Below are 18406 nucleotides of genomic sequence, written 5' to 3' on the forward strand. Positions count from 1 at the left end.
TCTTACGAGTCACCTTTTGTTTGTTGTAGACGTTCAAGAGCGAGATCGTATCCGCCTGTCCCATAGTTCAAGCAACGTTTCACACGAGAAATCGTAGCCGTTGAGGCACCCGTTGCGTCCTCAATCTTATGATACGTATTGCCTTCACGTATTTGACGCGCCACTTCTAGTCGTTGCGCAAGTGCCTGAATTTCATTGACAGTCGCTAAATCTTCAAATAATTGATAACAGTCTTCGAGCGTATCGAGCTTCAAAATTGCCTCAAACAATTGATCAAGCTCTCGACCTCGTAATTTATCGAGTTGCATCCGCAAGCATCCTCTCTACTCATACTTCTTTATCATTCTAAAGCAGGGGCGGCTCGGACTCAACTATTCATCGCAAAATCGCAGGAAATAGTACTTGTTTTTTCATCACTTCATAAATACCGAGTGGAGTCGCCCGAACGTACGGCAAGTGTGTGGATGCTAAAAACAGTAACGTGTAAATCGGATCTTCGAACTGATACCCCCGTGACACAAGCTCTTCACGTAGTTGTTTCTCTTGACCGATGAGCGTCTCGAGCGGCTCTGTCGAGGTCATGCCGCAAAGCGGTAACGGAATTTCAGCAACGATTTCTCCTTTGTCGACAAGGACGATTCCTCCTCCGAGTTCGTTCATCCGTTCAAATGCCTGTAACATGTCCTGTTTACATTTTCCTAAAATCAAATAGTCTCCGCTAATTGAGTACGAACTGACGAGACCGCCGAAGTCTTTCGCAAATCCTTTCAGAACCGTGTTCAATCGCCACTTTCCTTCTTTATCAAGTAACATCAAGAACGATTCATCCTCATCGCGCGGCAATTCGTCTTGACCTGTATCGTGCTTGATTTTAAACAGTTTCATGATGACCGAGTTGATCATGTCGAGACCGACGGGCATGCTGAACGACAAATCTTGCGGTGTCAATTCAATCGAGACGTCTGTCGACGGCATCTTGTCGAGTACCGCTTCCACCAATTCGTTCGGGAACAAGGACACACCATCTCGAAAAATCCATTGCCCTTTCGCGATGACAGCCGACGGGCGTGGTTCCTCGATTGCGTCAAGAATGTTCAGATGGGCGATACGACCTGGAGCAATCGAACCGAGAATATGATCGAGATCGAAATGACGCGCTACATTGTGAGACACAATCCGATACGCTTCGATTGCAGGTAACCCTTCTTCCATTAAAATGCGAACGAGAGCGTCCTGCATCCCGTCTTCATAAAAGCCAGGGGTCGAACCGTCCGTCGTCACCATGAGATGATCGAATGCGGTTAATCCGTTCGCGAGCAGGTCACGAATCATTCCCGGTAGGTCCGGTCGAATCGAAGAATGACGAAGTGTCGTCGTGTAGCCCAGTTCGAGTCGGCTAAGCGCCTCTTCCGCTGTCATCGCCTCATGGTCGCTGTGAACACCCATCAACGCCATTTTAGTCAATGTCTTTGGTGAGGCACCCGGAAAGTGTCCTTCGACCGGTAAACCACATGTCTCTGCGTCAAGCATCCACTGAAGCATTTCATCATCGCCCTTCAAGGCGCGTGGCCATGCTGTCAGTTCTCCGGCCATCACGACGTCAGGATGATTGAACCATTCGTGAACCCGTTCTGAATCGACGGCGACACTCTCACGATCGAGCTCGGTCTGCGTGTCGAGTCTTGCCCACCAATACGTGCTTGTTGGCAACTGTTGAATCGCCTCAAGCTGCGCAAACGCTTGCTCTTTTTCTTGTAAAAAAAGAAGCATGTTGTCGTTGACGAGCGTCGTCGTTCCGCGCTCTCCTGCGTACTTAGACAACGTCGCCGGATTGTATAATTGAAATGGATGAGCGTGAGGCTCGATATAACCAGGTACAATATACTTTCCTGACACATCGACCGTCTCGACCGCCGATTCTGGTAGATCTGGACCGACATATACGATACGGTCTCCCTCAATCCAAATGTTCGCCGTTTTCCATTGTTTCACGTATACGTTCAAATACGTCGCGTTTTGTAAGACGAGCGAAGGTGGTCGTACTCGATCTACGACTTCAAGTTGCGAACGAATCATCACTTTAGACCACGGTGCCCGCGCCGTTCTTTTTGTTGGCATCGAACCCAATCCTCCCTTTTCCCTTTCAATGCTATTAAGAAATAGTTTTGAAAGCGTTTTCTTTCCCTGTTTCAAGTTTACCTTTTCTCTGAAAGGGTCGCAAGTTATGTTCCCTATTGTAACAAATTTCACATATATTTTTCACAAAAAAGGCGGCTCTTCGCATGAAGAGTCGCCTACGTCAAATTTGGGTGATCACCGTTTTACGTAAATAGTGATGCAACTGTTCCATCGGAATCGGTTTACTGTAATGATATCCCTGGATGAGCGAACCACTATATTCTAATACGAATGCTAACTGTTCTGGTCGTTCGACCCCTTCCGTAACGATATCGAGGCCGAGTGTATGGAACGTTTGATATAAACCTTCTAACAACGCACGATCAAACTTATTCTCCGGAATCCCTTTGACGAAGTTCTGGTCGATTTTAATGATATCGAGACGTAGGGACTGAAGGTAAGATAGCGATGACGTGCCGACACCAAAATCATCAAGCGATATTTTGACACCGATTGTCTTCAACGCTTGAATGAACTGTTGAAGTTCATATACATTCCCACCGACTTCGCTCTCTGTGATTTCTACATGCAATCGATGAGGCGGAAAACTCGTTGTGGCGAGCGTTTCTTCCAGCGCCTCTAAAAACGATCCATCTAAAATCTGGCGTTTCGATACATTGACAGACAAAAATAAATCAAAGCGTTCCGCATAGTCTTGAATCTCTGTGATGGCTCGGACGAGTACCCATCTCCCCACATCTGAGATGAGTCCGAGTTGTTCTGCGACGGGAATAAAAATGCCCGGTGAAACGAAACCTTTTTGAGGGTGGTTCCAACGAATCAATGCCTCCACCCCTCTCACTTGAAACGGTTTCGGGGAAACGATTGGTTGATAGTACAGTTCAAATTCATCGTGACGTAGCGCATATCGTAAATCTCGCTCCATCTCGAGTGCCTGCAAGTAATGGCTTCCATCCTCGATGTCCTGATACGTAAGGATGTTGTCTTTCCCTGATGCCTTGACTTCGTGTAAGACGACGTCGAGACGCGCCATCATGACCTCGTATGAATGATGGGACGGTTCCAACTCATCGATTCCGATACTTAATGTCAGATGATTCATTCCTTGCTTCAAACCCCATTCTCTCAAATCCTTCACCAATTGATTCGCAACAATCAGTAACTCTTCGGTCGCCCATCCGGGATGAATCATAATAAACTCATCGGCCCCAATCCGCGCAACAAAACCTTCCTCTTTGTAAAACATTAACCGAGATGCAAAGAAGGTCAGCATCGCATCACCTGTCCGTTGACCGAACTGGTCGTTAATCCGTCGGAAGTTATCGAGGTCAATCCCCATCACCCCGATCGAACGAGAAGTATCCGGTATATTCATAAACATGTCTTCGACGGCCAAACGGTTCGGAAGACGTGTCAAGGAATCTCGAAAGGCACGTGTCAACGACTCTTTCTGTGTCTGTTCCAGCGCATCGAGCACTTCGTTCATACTGATGGCCATCTCTTCGATTTCATCCCGCTGGCTCGAGTTTAAGCGAATTCGTAAACGACTGTTTCGCTCTTTCGTGATCCACTTCAATTCTTTGACGATGGCCATTAATCGTTTCGTGATGATTTGGTTCACGGTCCAAAACAATGTCAACAACAGACCAAGACCGAGGACCAATAGCCCGAGCATGCCTGTTTCAAGCATCGTCTGCGTGTTGGTATAGTACGTACGCTTCACTGAGAAATTGACTTCCCAGTTCGCATCTTGATAGACCGACTGCAGTGGTAACGAGACACGGGCAAACTGATTGTCTTGTTCAATCGTTAACCGTTGATGCGAAAGCGGACTGATGGATAATTTCGTTTTTGCCTGTACACTTAAAGCCGCCATGAAGTCCGGACCAATTTTTTGAATCAGGACAAGCGTCCCTCCCGGCTCGCCTGTTCCATCACTTTTCACAATCGGATGGCTCATGAAGACGACGGGACCATAGTCGGTACCATATACCGCGCTTTGTGTGACTCCAGACGAGTTGACGTATCGCACCAGTTCGTTCAGGAAAACATTCTTTTCTTCTATATTGTCCAATTCATAAAATTGATTGAATTCGGAGTAGACAACCTCTTGATTTTGGTCGAGGAAAATCATCGCCCCGACTCCTAAATTGTCGAGCGTTTCTTCCCCCATATTATTTTCGATAAAGGCATCGTTTTTGTTTTGTACGAAATCGTAAGCGTTCGTCCAAACCGACCAGTCGACAAGTATGCGTTCGAGTGTGCTTCGATGATTGGCGAACACTTCTGACACGCTCTCGATTTGATCGCGGGTCATCGCCTGATCCTGCTCAATGCTCTTTTCTACAAAATACGGTTTGATGACAAACAGAATGACACCAATGAAGAGTACGATGTTAACGGCAATCGCAATGAATAATTTTGTTTGAACACGCAGGTCGACCACCCTCTTTCTACAAACTACTTTAATATTGTAGAACAGGATATCGGGATTTCCTTTTTTTCGCATGAAAAAAAGGATGGGTTGACCCATCCTTTAAATAATCTGTGTAAACGCTCGCGACCCGATGTCCGTTCGATGGAACGTCTTCGGCAAATCGAGTTGTTCAATCGCTTCATATACGACTGTCTTCGCTTCAAGTAACGTCGGTTTCGTCGCGGTAACGACGAGCAAGCGGCCACCGTTCCCAATGACTTGACCTTCCTGTTGTACAGTCCCCGCATGAAAGACGAGAACGTCCTTCGGGAGCGCCTCAAACCCAGACAACACTTGCCCTGTGACAGGTCGATCCGGATAACCCTTCGCTGCGATGACGACACCCATCGTATACCCATCAATCCATTCAATCGGATACGTTTCTTGACGGACGACCGCTTGAATCACTTCAAGGAGTGGTGATGTCAAATTCGGTAAGATGACTTCCGTTTCCGGGTCACCGAAGCGCGCATTGAATTCGATCACTTTTGGACCAGTCGATGTCAAGATAAGACCAGCATACAAGAATCCCTCAAACGGCGTCCCTCGTTTGACCATCGTTTGAGCGAGCGGTTCTAACACCGTCTTCACCGCTTCTTCGTATACATGCTCTGCTAGATGCGGCATCGGACTGTAAGCACCCATACCGCCCGTATTCGGTCCCTGGTCACCGTCATAAGCACGTTTATGATCCTGAGACGTAATCATCGGAATGACACGCTCTCCCGAGACGAATGCCATGAGTGAAAACTCTTCCCCATCAAGGAACTCTTCGATGACGACCTGTGATTGTTGTCCGAATTTATCCGTCGTGAAAATATCACGTACAGCCGATTCCGCCTCTTCCACCGTGAATGCGACCGTGACACCTTTCCCCGCAGCTAGTCCATCCGCCTTGACGACGAGCGGCGCCCCAAGCTTTTGGATATAGGTGAGCGCCGACTCTGCGTCCGTAAACGCCTCATACGCCGCCGTCGGGATGCCCGCCTCCATCATGACCTCTTTTGCGAACGCCTTGCTTCCTTCGAGCAAGGCCGCAGCTTTCGTCGGTCCGAAGATGTTCAGTCCTTTGGCACGGAACGTATCGACGACCCCTGCCATCAAGGAAGATTCCGGTCCGACAATCGTCCACTCGATGTCCGTCTCTTCTGCAAACTGAGCGAGCGCCTCGACGTCCGTCTCATTGATCGACACAGACGTCATGCCTTCCATAAAGTCATTACCTGGTGCAACGAAGACGTGATGTCCGTCTTGTTTTAATTTCCATGCGAGCGCATGCTCGCGTCCTCCTCGACCGATGACCATTACGTTCATGACGCGAACCCCTCTCAGTGTTTGAAATGTCTGACGGATGTGAATACCATCGTGATCCCATGACGATTTGCCGCTTCAATCGATTCGGCATCGCGAATCGACCCACCTGGTTGGATGATGGCTGTAATGCCTGCCGCCGCTGCCGCCTCGACCGTGTCTGCCATTGGGAAGAACGCGTCACTTCCAAGCGCTGCACCTGTCGCGCGTTCACCGGCTTGTTCGAAAGCAATTTTTGCAGCTCCGACACGGTTCATCTGCCCTGCTCCGATTCCAATCGTCGTCTCATCTTTCGCTACGACAATGGCGTTCGACTTCACATGTTTGACGACACGCCATGCGAGTTTCAAATCTTCCCATTCGGATGCAGTCGGGCGACGGTCCGTCACGATTTGGCACGCGGCGTCGTCGAGCGTCATGTCATCTCCATCTTGGACGAGTAATCCTCCAGCGACAGCCGTTAAGCGCATCCCTGTCATTTGACCCATATCCAACGTTAACAAACGAAGATTCTTCTTCTCTTTCAATCGTTCAAGTGCTGCCTCACTAAAGGATGGGGCAATGATGATCTCTAAAAAGATGTTGCGAAGGGCGTCTGCTGTTTCTAAATCGACTTCGCGGTTCAGGGCAACAATCCCGCCAAAAATAGAAACCGGGTCGGCCGCATGTGCACGTTCGAACGCCTGGTGAATCGTCCGTCCTACTGCGACACCACAAGGATTCATGTGTTTGACGACGACGGCAGCCGGTTCGTTCAATTCACTGAGTGCTTCAAGCGCCGCGTTCGTATCTTGAATGTTGTTATACGAAAGTTCTTTCCCGTGAAGCTGTGTTGCATTCGCAAGTGTCATCCCGTCATATAAAGGCGTCTTATAGAACGCTGCTTGTTGATGCGGATTCTCACCGTAGCGAAGGTCTTGAACTTTTTCATACGTGACCGTCAACTGTTCTGGGAAGGTTTCCCCGATTTGACGACCTAAATAGTCGGCAATCAACGCATCGTAAGCAGCCGTATGACGGAATGCTTTCGTCGCAAGACGTTGACGTGTCTCAAACGATGTGCCGCCTCCACGTACCTCATCTGCAACGAGTGTATAGTCACTTGGGTCGACGACGACCGTGACGCTCGCATGGTTTTTCGCAGCCGAACGCAACATGCTCGGTCCACCGATATCGATGTTTTCAATGGCTTCTTCATAAGTCGTGTTCTCTTTTGCAATCGTCTCTTTAAATGGATAGAGGTTGACGACCACGTAATCAATTGGCTCGATATCATGGTCTTTCATTTGTGCGACATGCGTCTCGAGGTCGCGACGCCCGAGCAATCCACCGTGAACGAGTGGGTGCAACGTCTTGACACGACCGTCTAACATCTCGGGAAACGATGTCACTTCAGAGATGTTTTTGACTGGTAAACCGGCTTGTTGGAGTGCCGCCTCGGTTCCTCCTGTCGAGATGAGTTCAATGCCCGCCTCATGCAAGACTTTTGCTAATTCCACAATCCCTGTTTTATCAGAAACACTTAATAATGCTCTCACTTGAAAACCTCCTGTTGATTCAACACTTGTTGTAATACGCGCGGATACAGTTGATGTTCAATCGCTTGAATGCGTCGTGTCGCCTCAGTACGATCGCATCCTTCAATCTCTACAGTCTCTTGTGCGATGATGGGACCTGTGTCCATCCCCGCATCCACATAATGAACCGTCACGCCACTCGTAGGCACCTTAGCGTCAAGTGCCTGACCGATCGCGTCTTTCCCCGGAAACGCAGGTAAGAGCGAGGGATGAATGTTAATGATTCGGTTCGGATATGCGGATAGTAACACATTTCCGATTAGGCGCATATACCCCGCCAACACAATATAGTCTACTTGAAGTGAATCGAGAAGAACGAGGATTTCTTCCTCGAACTCCTCTTTGGACGAATATGTTTTCGGCGTAAAAGAAAAGCTAGGGATGTTGTAACGCTCCGCACGATCGAGAACCGTCGCTTCTGGTTTGTCCGTCACAAGCAACACGCATTCAGCTGATAATTGTCCATCGGCAATCGTCTTCCAAATGGCTTCGGCGTTACTCCCCGATCCTGACGCAAAGATGGCAAATCGCTTCATTGGTCGACTCCTGAGATTCGGATTCCTGGACGACTCTCGACTTTCCCAATTCGATGCGCTGTCTCACCGACACGTTCGAGCGCCGCTTCGACCACTTCTACATCTTCAGGACGTACCGTAATCATATAACCGATTCCCATGTTGAAGACGTTGAACATTTCCTGTTTCGAGATGTTCCCGACTTGTTCGAGCCAGTCGAATACAGGAAGACTTGGCCAATTGGATGCATCGAACGTGATCCCGTGTCCTTCCGGCAACATGCGAGGGACATTCTCATAAAAGCCGCCGCCCGTAATATGTGCCATCCCTTGTACCTTCCCTGTCGAAATCGCCGCTTTCGCCGCTTCGGCATAAATTCGTGTCGGAAGTAGTAAGGCGTTCCCGAGTGTCGTATCAAGCATCGCAATCTCATCCGTGTATTGGAGGTGTTGCGCGTCGACGATATGCCGGACGAGGGAGAACCCGTTTGAATGGACACCTGAAGAAGCGAGTCCGAGTACAATGTCTCCTGCTTGAATCGTCGAACCGTCTAACAAGTTTTCCTTTTCAACGACTCCGACTGCAAATCCGGCGATGTCGTACTCTCCATCTGGGTACATGCCAGGCATTTCAGCCGTTTCGCCACCGACAAGGGCGCAGCCTGCTTGGACACATCCTTCGGCGACACCGGCGACGATACGCTCGAGTTTAGCTGGTTCAGCTTTTCCTGTTGCGATATAGTCGAGGAAATAGAGCGGTTCTGCTCCATGGACGAGGCAATCGTTGACGCACATGGCGACGCAATCGATTCCAATCGTGTCATGTTGGTCGAGTGCGAAAGCCAACTTCAGCTTCGTCCCGACCCCATCGGTCCCACTCACGAGAATCGGATGTTTCATATTCATCGAGCCGAGATCAATCATCGCCCCGAAACTACCGAGACCTGTCATCACTTCCGGACGCATCGTCCGGGCGACATGACGTTTCATGCGGGATACGGCCTCGTATCCTGCTTCTAAATTCACACCCGCTTGTTCGTATCGTACGCTCATCGGTTTTCCCCCTTAAGCCTTTGTCTCTGTCACGAGTTCTGCAAGTTCAGTCGGATATAGTCCAGTGAAGCATGCAGCACACTGCCCGCGTAGCGCTCCTTCGAATGGACGATCGATGGCTTCGACCGTTCCATCCAATGTGAGGAACGATAGTGAATCGGCACCAATCTCTTCTCTAATCTCTTCAACGGATTTGGTTGCCGCAATTAACTCTTCCTTCGTCGATGTATCAATTCCGTAATAGCACGGATGCTTGATAGGTGGAGACGTGATGCGCACATGCACTTCCGTCGCGCCTGCCTCTCTTAGCAACGTAACGATTCGGCGACTCGTCGTTCCTCGGACGATAGAATCATCGACCATGATGACCCGTTTCCCGTTCACGACACCGCGTAACGCCGACAACTTCATCTTCACGCCGCGCTCTCGTAATTCCTGAGACGGTTGAATAAAGGTCCGTCCGACATAACGATTCTTAATGAGTCCCATCTCGTATGGGATTCCGCTCGCTTCGGCGTAACCAATTGCCGCGGAAATACTCGAGTCAGGTACACCCGTGACGACATCTGCTTCGACCGGCGCTTCTTCGAACATCTTTTTCCCCATGGCTTTACGCGCCGTATGCACGTTGATACCGTCGATAATCGAGTCTGGTCGTGAGAAGTAGATGTATTCCATCGAACACATCGCACGAACTGCCGCTTCACTGAAGCGTTCGGATGTGATGCCTTCACTCGTGATCATGAGTAGTTCCCCTGGTTCGACATCTCGGACGTACGTTGCTCCAACGACATCAAACGCACATGTCTCCGATGCGAAGACGTACGCACCGTCTTCTGTCTGTCCGAGTGACAAAGGACGTAATCCATGGACGTCGACTCCAACATAAAGCGCGTCTTCCGTCAAAAACAAGAAAGCGAACGCTCCCACGAGGCGAGCCAAACTATCCGCGATCCGTTCTTTCAACGAATTGCCACGACTTCGCTTAATCAAATGAGCTACAACTTCCGTGTCAGACGTCGTCTGGAAGATGGCACCTTCCGCTTCGAGCATATGTTTTAATTCTGTCGCGTTCACGAGATTTCCGTTATGTGCCATCGCCAAATCACCTGTTAACGATTTGAAATGAAGTGGCTGAACGTTCTCTAGCGTGTTACCTCCCGCTGTCGAGTAACGCACGTGACCAATCGCATGATTCCCCGTGAGTGCGTCAAGTGACGTCTCATCAAACACCTCGGTGACGAGACCGAGTCCACGCTTCGCATGGAGACGTTCTCCATCCGCCGTTACGATTCCCGTTCCTTCTTGGCCACGGTGTTGCAAACTGTGAAGTCCGTAATAGGCGAGGTGTGAAGCTTCGATGTGACCGAACACACCGAAGACTCCACATTCCTCATTCATGCCTCGGATGTCATATAACATGGAATAGCTCCTTCCCATACACGTTCCAACTCTTGCACATCCATTTCAATCAAACGGTCACTCGCACGAACGACAACGGTTGCCGCTTCTGTGACCGTTCCGATTGCTGTTCCGTTCGTCATACTCGCGAATGCCTCAGCTTGCGCTTGATCGACCGTCACGAGGAAGCGTGACTGTGATTCACTGAATAGCGCAGTGACGAGATCTGTATCGATTGTGACGTCAACACCGAACTCGGTTCCGAAAACAAGTTCCGGTAACGCTGCCGCAAGACCGCCTTCTGACACATCGTGTGCCGCCGTGACAAGACCTTTACGAATCGCTTGAAGCAATGCCTTTTGCGTCATTTGCTCTTCCTGAAGATCGAGTGTCGGTGCATGACCGCTCACTTTTCCGTCTTGGAGCATTTGAAGGGCGCTTCCACCGAATTCCGCTTTCGTCTCACCGAGTAAGAAGACGACGTCTCCTGCTTGTTTCGCGAACGATGTCGTAATGTGTTTCGGTTTCTCAATGAGTCCGACCATTCCGACGACCGGTGTCGGGTAGATCGCTTGTCCGTTCGATTCGTTGTACAACGATACGTTCCCACCAATGACAGGTGTATCAAGCGTACGGCACGCTTCCGCCATCCCTTCAACGGCTTGGTCGAGTTGCCAGAATCCTTCCGGTTTATCTGGGCTTCCGAAGTTGAGGCAGTCCGTCAAGGCGAGTGGTTCTGCACCACTTGCGACAATGTTACGAGCCGCCTCAGCGACAGCGATTGCCCCACCGACCCGAGGATCGAGGTAGACGTATTTTGCGTTACAGTCTGTCGTCATCGCGAGCGATTTCTCCGTCTCACGGATGCGAATGACCGCGGCATCGCTTCCTGGTGCGACGACTGTCGATGTTTGTACCATATGGTCGTATTGCTCATACACCCAACGTTTCGAAGCGATACTCGGCATCGCAAGGACGTCTTTCCATGTCGCCATCACGTCGTTGACGACCGGCGTAATTGGTTTCATCGCCTGGAACGCTTCGTAATATGCGGGTACTTTTGACGGTTTATGATAGACAGGAGCGTCTTCAGCGAGCGCGTCGACTGGTACTTCGGCTGCGACTTCTCCTTGGTGAACGAGGCGAAGCACTTTCTCTTCGATAACTTCTCCTACCTTGATTGCGTGAAGTCCCCACTTCGTCACAATCGCTTCAATCTCGTCTTCATGTCCGGCTTTGACAACGAGAAGCATCCGTTCTTGCGATTCCGATAACATCATCTCGTAAGGCGTCATGCCTGTCTCACGTTGCGGGACGAGGTCCAAGTTCATCTCGATTCCCATGCCAGCTTTTGAGGCCATCTCCGCTGAAGAAGATGTCAATCCGGCTGCTCCCATGTCTTGAATCCCGACGAGCGCTGGGTGCTTGATGACTTCGAGACACGCTTCAATCAATAACTTCTCCATGAACGGGTCTCCGACTTGTACGGCTGGACGTTTCTCGTCTGCGTCTTCCCCGAGTTCTTCAGAGGCGAACGTGGCACCATGGATCCCGTCGCGTCCTGTCGTTGCACCGACATACATGACCGAGTTCCCGACACCTTCTGCGATTCCTTTTTGAATATCTTCATGCCGGATGAAACCGACACACATCGCGTTGACGAGAGGATTTCCTGAGTAAGCCGGATCAAATGCGACTTCACCGCCGACAGTCGGGATGCCGACACAGTTTCCATAACCGGCGATGCCTGATACGACATGACCGAATAAATGTTTCACACGTGATTCGTTCAAATCTCCGAAACGGAGTGAGTTCAATAATGCAATCGGACGGGCACCCATCGAGAAGATATCGCGGATGATTCCACCCACCCCAGTCGCTGCACCTTGATAAGGCTCGATCGCTGACGGGTGATTATGACTCTCGATTTTAAAGGCGACAGCTTGACCGTCTCCGATATCGACGATTCCTGCCCCTTCTCCCGGTCCTTGTAAAACGTGCTTACCGGTCGTAGGAAACTTCCGGAGCACAGGTTTCGAGTTTTTGTACGAACAGTGTTCAGACCACATGACCGAGAAGAGACCGATTTCTGTATAGTTTGGCTCTCGACCAAGTAGTGAGACGACGAGTGCATATTCGTCGTCTGATAATCCCATCGTGGCATAGATCTTTTCATCACGGATTTGTGTAGCTGTCGGTTCAGTTGTAAGTAACATGTCGTGCCCCCCATTTTACGATTGACGTGAATAACCGTTTACCGTCTTCCCCACCTAGTAGCGCTTCGACCGCACGCTCCGGGTGTGGCATCATGCCGAGTACATTTCCTGCCTCATTCGTGATACCAGCGATATTTTCGACCGATCCGTTCGGATTCTCTTTATAGGTGAACGCGATCTGACCTTTTGCCTTCAATGTCTCAAGTGTTGCCTCGTCACAGTAGTAGTTGCCCTCACCGTGTGCGATTGGGACCCGAATCGTTTCCTGTGCCGCATAATCACTAGTGAACATCGTCTCATTATTTTCGACGACAAGTTCGACTGTCTTACACATGAATTTCAAATCACGGTTTCGCATCAATACACCAGGGAGGAGTCCCGCTTCGACAAGTACTTGGAATCCGTTACATACCCCAAGAACCGGACGTCCTTCTTCTGCGAAACGCTTCACCTCAGCCATAATCGGTGAAAATTGAGCAATCGACCCACAGCGCAAGTAATCGCCATATGAGAAGCCACCTGGTAAGAGGACCCCATCGAATCCTTCAAGTGATGTTTCTGTATGGAACACGTATTCCGCTTCTTCCCCGAGCACGTCTTTTACCGCATGGTACATGTCGAGGTCACAGTTTGATCCTGGAAAGACGATGACCGCGAACTTCATGCGAGTACCCCCATCTCGATTTCATAATTCTCAATGACCGTGTTGACGAGTAACTTCTCACACATTTCTTTGACCATGTCTTCTGTCGTCTCGTCAGCAACTTGAAGCTCGATGACCTTCCCGATGCGGACCGACTCAATCCCAGCGAATCCAAGATGTTCGAGTCCACCTTTCACGGCAACTCCTTGTGGGTCGAGTACACTTTCACGTAATGTCACATACACGTTTACTTTTTTCATTGTCCGTTTCCCCCTATGCGTGTTAACAATTGTCCATACGTCTCAGTCAAAGAACCTAAATCGCGACGAAATACATCTTTATCGAGCTTTTGTTTCGTCTCTTTGTCCCACAAGCGGCATGTATCTGGTGAAATCTCATCCGCTAAGATGATCGTTCCGTCTACTTTTCCAAACTCTAGTTTGAAATCAATCACGTCAATGCCATGTTGGCCGAAGAAATCGAGCAATACATCGTTTACCCAAAGACCTAGTTGTCGCAATGTTTCGACTTCTTTATGTGTAGCGACTTGCAACAAACGGATATGGTCTTTCGTAAGCAACGGATCCCCAAGGGCATCATCTTTATAGTAGAACTCGACAATCGGTGCGAGGAGCGGCGTCCCTTCTTCCCAACCGAGTCGTTTCGCCAGACTACCGGCCGCTACGTTTCGAACGACCACTTCTAACGGAATGATGTCGACACGGCGGACTAACTGTTCCCGCTCTGAGATTCGTTTGATAAAGTGCGTCGGAATCTTGTTGTCATGCATCAATTCGAACAGCTGGGTCGTGATGGCGTTGTTGAGAATCCCTTTTCCATCAATCGACTCTTTCTTCTCTCCATTGAATGCCGTTGCATCATCTTTGTAATACACGCGAAGCACACCCGCTTCTTCTGTCTCAAATAACGCTTTCGCTTTGCCTTCATAAATTGCTTTCATCTGAACCGTCCCCCTTAAAAGTGAGAGGGGCATATCGCCCCTCAACGATTACAAACCACAGCGTTCAAAAATCGTATCGACACGGCGTACATGATAACGCGGGTCGAACAACTCATCGAGCTCTTCACTCGTAAAGAGTGCGCCCATTTCTTTGTCCTCTTCAATCAATGTCCGGAACATTGTTTCTTCTTCCCATGCCTGCATCGCCTTCGGTTGAACCGCGTCATATGCAGCCTCGCGCGACCAGCCTTTCTCGATGAGACCGAGTAGAATACGTTGTGAGAAGATGATCCCAAACGTACGGTCCATGTTACGACGCATATTCTCTGGGAACACCGTCAAATTCTTCACAATATTACCGAAGCGATTCAACATATAGTTGAGAAGAATCGTCGCGTCCGGGATGATGATGCGTTCTGCCGATGAGTGCGAGATGTCACGTTCATGCCAGAGCGGAACATTTTCGTAAGCCGTCACCATATGACCGCGAATCACACGTGCAAGACCTGTCATGTTTTCAGAACCGATTGGATTCCGCTTATGCGGCATCGCCGACGATCCTTTTTGTCCTTTTGCGAAAAATTCTTCCACTTCGCGTGTCTCTGTTTTTTGAAGACCACGAATCTCGGTTGCCATTTTTTCAATCGATGTCGCGATCAATGCGAGCGTCGACATATACTCGGCATGGCGGTCCCGTTGGAGCGTCTGTGTCGAGATTGGTGCAGCTTGAATACCGAGCTTGTCACATACATATGACTCGATGAACGGGTCAATATTTGCGAATGTCCCAACGGCTCCACTCATTTTCCCAAACTCAATCGTTTCGCGTGCTGCCATGAAACGTTTTTTGTTGCGTTTCATTTCTTCATACCAAAGGGCGAGCTTCAAGCCGAACGTCGTCGGTTCCGCATGTACACCGTGTGTACGTCCCATCATGATGTCATATTTATGTGCTTTTGCTTTTTCTGCAAGAATGCCGATGAAGCGATCTAAATCGGCTTCTAAAATATCATTCGCCTGCTTGATTAAGTACGAGAGCGCCGTATCGACGACATCCGTTGACGTCAATCCGTAGTGTACCCACTTCTTCTCTTCTCCGAGTGTCTCGGAGACCGCACGCGTGAACGCAATCACATCGTGACGCGTCTCTTGTTCAATTTCTAAAATACGGTCAACATCAAACGATGCTTTGTTCCAAAGGACCTGTACATCTTCTTTCGGGATAATCCCAAGTTCACTCCAAGCCTCACAAGCGTAAAGTTCAACTTTTAGCCAAGCCTCGAACTTGTTTTGATCAGTCCAAATGTTCGCCATCTCTGGGCGGGTGTAGCGTGAAATCATAAAACGGTCTCCTTCCAAATTGCCAGTTGTTCGATGGTATGAAGCGCATCCTCGACCGTGTCACCGAGAATATTCAAGTGTCCCATCTTGCGACCTGTCTTCGCTTCATCTTTTCCATACAGATGTAGTTTAACATTCGAAGGCAATGCTTTGACATTGAGTCGTTGCATATGCTCGCCGAGAAGATTGACCATCACGACAGGCGTTTTCAATGTTGTCCGTCCGAGACGCATTCCCGTCACGGCTCGAATGTGTTGTTCAAATTGTGAGGTTTCACAAGCATCAATTGTGTAATGTCCAGAATTATGTGGACGTGGTGCGAGTTCGTTTACGTAAAGGCGACCATCTGACATGACAAACAGCTCGACAGCGAGTGTTCCCATTAATCCGATATGGTCAGCAAGCTGAAGCGCAAGGTGTCTCGCATCTTCTTGAATCTCATCAGCCACACGAGCTGGTACGATCGATAGATGTAGAATGTTGTTATGATGAATATTTTCACTAATTGGGAACGTTGACGTTTCTTCTTCTCCACGTGTCACAATGACCGAGATTTCTTTTTCAAAAGGCAACCAGGCTTCAGCGACATATTCTTGCTCGGTGAACTGTTCAATGAATGCCTGAACATCTTGTTCCGTCCGAATGACTGTCTGCCCTTTTCCGTCATAGCCAAAGCGACACGTTTTGACGACAAATGGCAACCCAAGTTTCTCTTTCGCCACCTGAACATCTCGAACGGTACGGACTGAAACATAAGGTGCGACTCGTAAACCAGCTGACTCAATCATTTGTTTTTCTAAAATACGATGCTGCGTCGCTTTCAATACATCCATTCCTTGTGGACATTTCTCTTCAATCGCTGCAATCATTTCTGTGTCAATATTCTCGAATTCATACGTTACAACGTCTGAACGGTCAGCAAGTTTCTTTGCGGCATCAACATCATCAAATGAAGCAACGATTGAATCCGCCACTTGAGCAGTCGGTGCATGTGGGTTTGGGTCTAGACAAAGTGTCGTGTATCCCATTGCACTTGCACTAAGAGACATCATTCGTCCGAGCTGTCCTCCGCCTAAGATTCCGATTCTCATTAGACTAACTCCCCCGTTCCTCGCATAGCCATCTCTTGTTTTTTCTCCCGAAACGATTCAAGTCGCTGCGTGATTTCTTTGGAGTGAATACTGAGAATTTGAGCAGCGAGTAGTCCCGCGTTCGTCGCGCCAGCCTTACCGATTGCCACAGTTGCTACTGGCACTCCCGCAGGCATCTGAACGATTGATAGTAGTGAATCCATTCCATTGAGTGCTTTGGACTGAACTGGGACACCGATGACAGGGAGTGTCGTTTTAGCAGCCACCATTCCAGGAAGATGAGCTGCGCCACCAGCACCAGCGATAATAACTTGAATGCCTCTACTTCGTGCCTCTTCCGCATATTCGAACATAAGGTCTGGTGTTCGATGAGCCGAGACAACTTGTTTCTCGTATGGAATCTGTAACTCATCTAACAAGTCACAAGTATGTTTCATCGTCTCCCAATCAGATGAACTACCCATAATTACTCCAACCACTGCGTTCATTCCAAATGTCCCCCTTACAAAAAGAAATCCCTAAACCGAGCAATCAGTTTAGGGTATAGGCATGACAAATACACGTCAGCTACACCCCATAGTCTGATCAGAGTCGGTGATCAGGTAGAAACTTGCAAGCCATTTCCTTGCGATTATATGGAGCACTATTTATTTTTCCTATCTCACACGCCTATCGTACCTTGTTCTTTGAAAACATGTCAATAAACTGCGAACATTTTAATTGTCTGAATATTTATCGTTCGCTTTTTTGATATTATCGGCGCAAGTTTCTCTGATAATGTATGCTATTGAAAAAGGGGGAGTTAGATGAGTTATATCGCAGGTCTACGTGAAGTGATTGGGAATCGCCCAATCATCAGTGTGGGAGCGACCATTTTGGTCATCAATCAAAAGCAAGAGGTACTGATGCAATTCCGATCGGATACACTTGATTGGGGTTTACCAGGAGGATCGATGGAACTCGGGGAAACATTGGAAGAAGTCGCTGCACGAGAATTGAAAGAAGAAACTGGGCTTCTCGCTGAGCAATTTGAATTAATCCAAGTCTTTTCCGGTCCAGACGGTTACTTTAAATATCCGAACGGAGACGAGACATACGGTGTCATTCATTTATACCAAGCAAAAGGAGTACGTGGAGAACTCGTCATGGAAGATGGTGAAAGTTTGGCTCTTGAGTACTTTAGTAAAGAAAACCTTCCTATGAAGATAGAGAAACCTGCTCAAACTTTATTGGATACGCTTGGAGATCGATGCTTTGAGCGTGAGCATTCGTTTTGAGACATAAAAAAGCCGTCACACAGAGTCGTGTGACGGCTTGGCATTAGGATTCTTTAGAGACGCATTCAAATAAAATCGATTGATGGGAATGGACAGGTTCATCTTTGGCTCCCGTTTGCTCAAAGACGGGCTTTTCAATGCGGCGTATAGGACGATAACCCATTTCGTTGATTCGATCTAAACATTCGCTGACCGTTTCATTTGGTTCGACATATACTTTGATCTTCTTAGCCATTTCTTACGTCCTCTCTTCCACTGAACTGAATCGATGATAAGAAAAAACGGCGGCCCTTGAGCGAATGCTCCAGAACCACCGTTTGCCTGGCAACGTCCTATCCTCACAGGGGGAGATCCCCCAACTACTTTCGGCGCTGAGACGCTTAACTTCCGTGTTCGGCATGGGAAC

Annotated in this window: 17 protein-coding genes, 1 rRNA gene and 1 riboswitch; of the genes, 1 reads left to right on the forward strand and 17 read right to left on the reverse strand. The window is 48.8% G+C overall.

What is annotated here, in order from left to right; translation table 11 throughout:
• Positions 1–2: 2 nt before the first annotated feature.
• The 15 genes from KNO85_RS13230 to purE all read right to left on the reverse strand — a co-directional run bounded on the left by KNO85_RS13230 (position 3) and on the right by purE (position 17211).
• Positions 3–308 carry a YerC/YecD family TrpR-related protein gene (locus KNO85_RS13230; protein ID WP_026826878.1) on the reverse strand — a complete coding sequence of 102 codons (306 nt, stop codon included), beginning with the start codon at positions 306–308 and terminating at the stop codon, positions 3–5.
• Positions 309–375: 67 nt separating this feature from the next.
• A complete protein-coding gene (locus KNO85_RS13235; RefSeq protein WP_214790793.1) occupies positions 376–2118 on the reverse strand; it encodes an adenine deaminase C-terminal domain-containing protein in 1743 nt (580 codons plus the stop codon).
• A gap of 181 nt (positions 2119–2299) precedes the next feature.
• The gene (locus KNO85_RS13240; protein ID WP_214790795.1) at positions 2300–4585 is read right to left on the reverse strand and encodes a bifunctional diguanylate cyclase/phosphodiesterase; all 2286 of its coding nucleotides are present in this window, start codon (positions 4583–4585) and stop codon (positions 2300–2302) included.
• 90 nt (positions 4586–4675) lie between these two features.
• Positions 4676–5929, reverse strand: a complete 1254-nt coding sequence (gene purD, locus KNO85_RS13245; RefSeq protein WP_214790797.1) for a phosphoribosylamine--glycine ligase — start codon at positions 5927–5929, stop codon at positions 4676–4678.
• Between the two features lie 14 nt (positions 5930–5943).
• Entirely contained in the window at positions 5944–7464 is a 1521-nt protein-coding gene (purH, locus tag KNO85_RS13250) for a bifunctional phosphoribosylaminoimidazolecarboxamide formyltransferase/IMP cyclohydrolase (protein WP_214790799.1), read from the reverse strand.
• Positions 7461–8039, reverse strand: coding sequence for a phosphoribosylglycinamide formyltransferase (gene purN / locus KNO85_RS13255; RefSeq protein WP_214790801.1), 579 nt, complete (start codon positions 8037–8039; stop codon positions 7461–7463). Before purN ends, purH begins: the two co-directional genes overlap by 4 nt.
• The gene (gene purM / locus KNO85_RS13260; RefSeq protein WP_214790803.1) at positions 8036–9070 is read right to left on the reverse strand and encodes a phosphoribosylformylglycinamidine cyclo-ligase; all 1035 of its coding nucleotides are present in this window, start codon (positions 9068–9070) and stop codon (positions 8036–8038) included. The genes purN and purM overlap by 4 nt, the downstream gene beginning before the upstream one ends.
• Before the next feature lie 12 nt (positions 9071–9082).
• The gene (gene purF / locus KNO85_RS13265; protein WP_214790805.1) at positions 9083–10492 is read right to left on the reverse strand and encodes an amidophosphoribosyltransferase; all 1410 of its coding nucleotides are present in this window, start codon (positions 10490–10492) and stop codon (positions 9083–9085) included.
• Positions 10468–12687, reverse strand: coding sequence for a phosphoribosylformylglycinamidine synthase subunit PurL (gene purL, locus KNO85_RS13270; protein WP_214790807.1), 2220 nt, complete (start codon positions 12685–12687; stop codon positions 10468–10470). The genes purF and purL overlap by 25 nt, the downstream gene beginning before the upstream one ends.
• The gene (purQ, locus tag KNO85_RS13275; RefSeq protein ID WP_214790809.1) at positions 12671–13351 is read right to left on the reverse strand and encodes a phosphoribosylformylglycinamidine synthase subunit PurQ; all 681 of its coding nucleotides are present in this window, start codon (positions 13349–13351) and stop codon (positions 12671–12673) included. The genes purL and purQ overlap by 17 nt, the downstream gene beginning before the upstream one ends.
• Positions 13348–13590, reverse strand: coding sequence for a phosphoribosylformylglycinamidine synthase subunit PurS (gene purS, locus KNO85_RS13280; protein ID WP_074032936.1), 243 nt, complete (start codon positions 13588–13590; stop codon positions 13348–13350). Before purS ends, purQ begins: the two co-directional genes overlap by 4 nt.
• On the reverse strand, positions 13587–14291 hold the full coding sequence (purC, locus tag KNO85_RS13285; protein ID WP_214790811.1) for a phosphoribosylaminoimidazolesuccinocarboxamide synthase: 705 nt from the start codon (positions 14289–14291) through the stop codon (positions 13587–13589). Before purC ends, purS begins: the two co-directional genes overlap by 4 nt.
• A 48-nt stretch (positions 14292–14339) precedes the next feature.
• On the reverse strand, positions 14340–15632 hold the full coding sequence (gene purB, locus KNO85_RS13290; RefSeq protein WP_214790813.1) for an adenylosuccinate lyase: 1293 nt from the start codon (positions 15630–15632) through the stop codon (positions 14340–14342).
• Positions 15629–16723, reverse strand: coding sequence for a 5-(carboxyamino)imidazole ribonucleotide synthase (purK, locus tag KNO85_RS13295; protein WP_214790815.1), 1095 nt, complete (start codon positions 16721–16723; stop codon positions 15629–15631). The genes purB and purK overlap by 4 nt, the downstream gene beginning before the upstream one ends.
• On the reverse strand, positions 16723–17211 hold the full coding sequence (gene purE / locus KNO85_RS13300; protein WP_214790817.1) for a 5-(carboxyamino)imidazole ribonucleotide mutase: 489 nt from the start codon (positions 17209–17211) through the stop codon (positions 16723–16725). The genes purK and purE overlap by 1 nt, the downstream gene beginning before the upstream one ends.
• A gap of 69 nt (positions 17212–17280) precedes the next feature.
• Positions 17281–17382, reverse strand: a riboswitch (purine riboswitch).
• A gap of 147 nt (positions 17383–17529) precedes the next feature.
• Here purE and KNO85_RS13305 point away from each other — a divergent pair.
• The gene (locus tag KNO85_RS13305; protein ID WP_214790818.1) at positions 17530–18000 is read left to right on the forward strand and encodes an NUDIX hydrolase; all 471 of its coding nucleotides are present in this window, start codon (positions 17530–17532) and stop codon (positions 17998–18000) included.
• 43 nt (positions 18001–18043) lie between these two features.
• Here the strand turns inward: KNO85_RS13305 and KNO85_RS13310 are convergent, their stop codons facing one another.
• Together KNO85_RS13310 and rrf are read right to left on the reverse strand one after the other, a co-directional pair.
• The gene (locus KNO85_RS13310) at positions 18044–18235 is read right to left on the reverse strand and encodes an NETI motif-containing protein (protein WP_015880702.1); all 192 of its coding nucleotides are present in this window, start codon (positions 18233–18235) and stop codon (positions 18044–18046) included.
• Positions 18236–18319: 84 nt separating this feature from the next.
• A 5S ribosomal RNA gene (rrf, locus tag KNO85_RS13315) occupies positions 18320–18406 on the reverse strand; the annotation flags it as partial.

The sequence above is a fragment of the Exiguobacterium sp. s124 genome, from assembly GCF_018617485.1.
GTDB classification, from domain to species: domain Bacteria; phylum Bacillota; class Bacilli; order Exiguobacteriales; family Exiguobacteriaceae; genus Exiguobacterium; species Exiguobacterium aestuarii.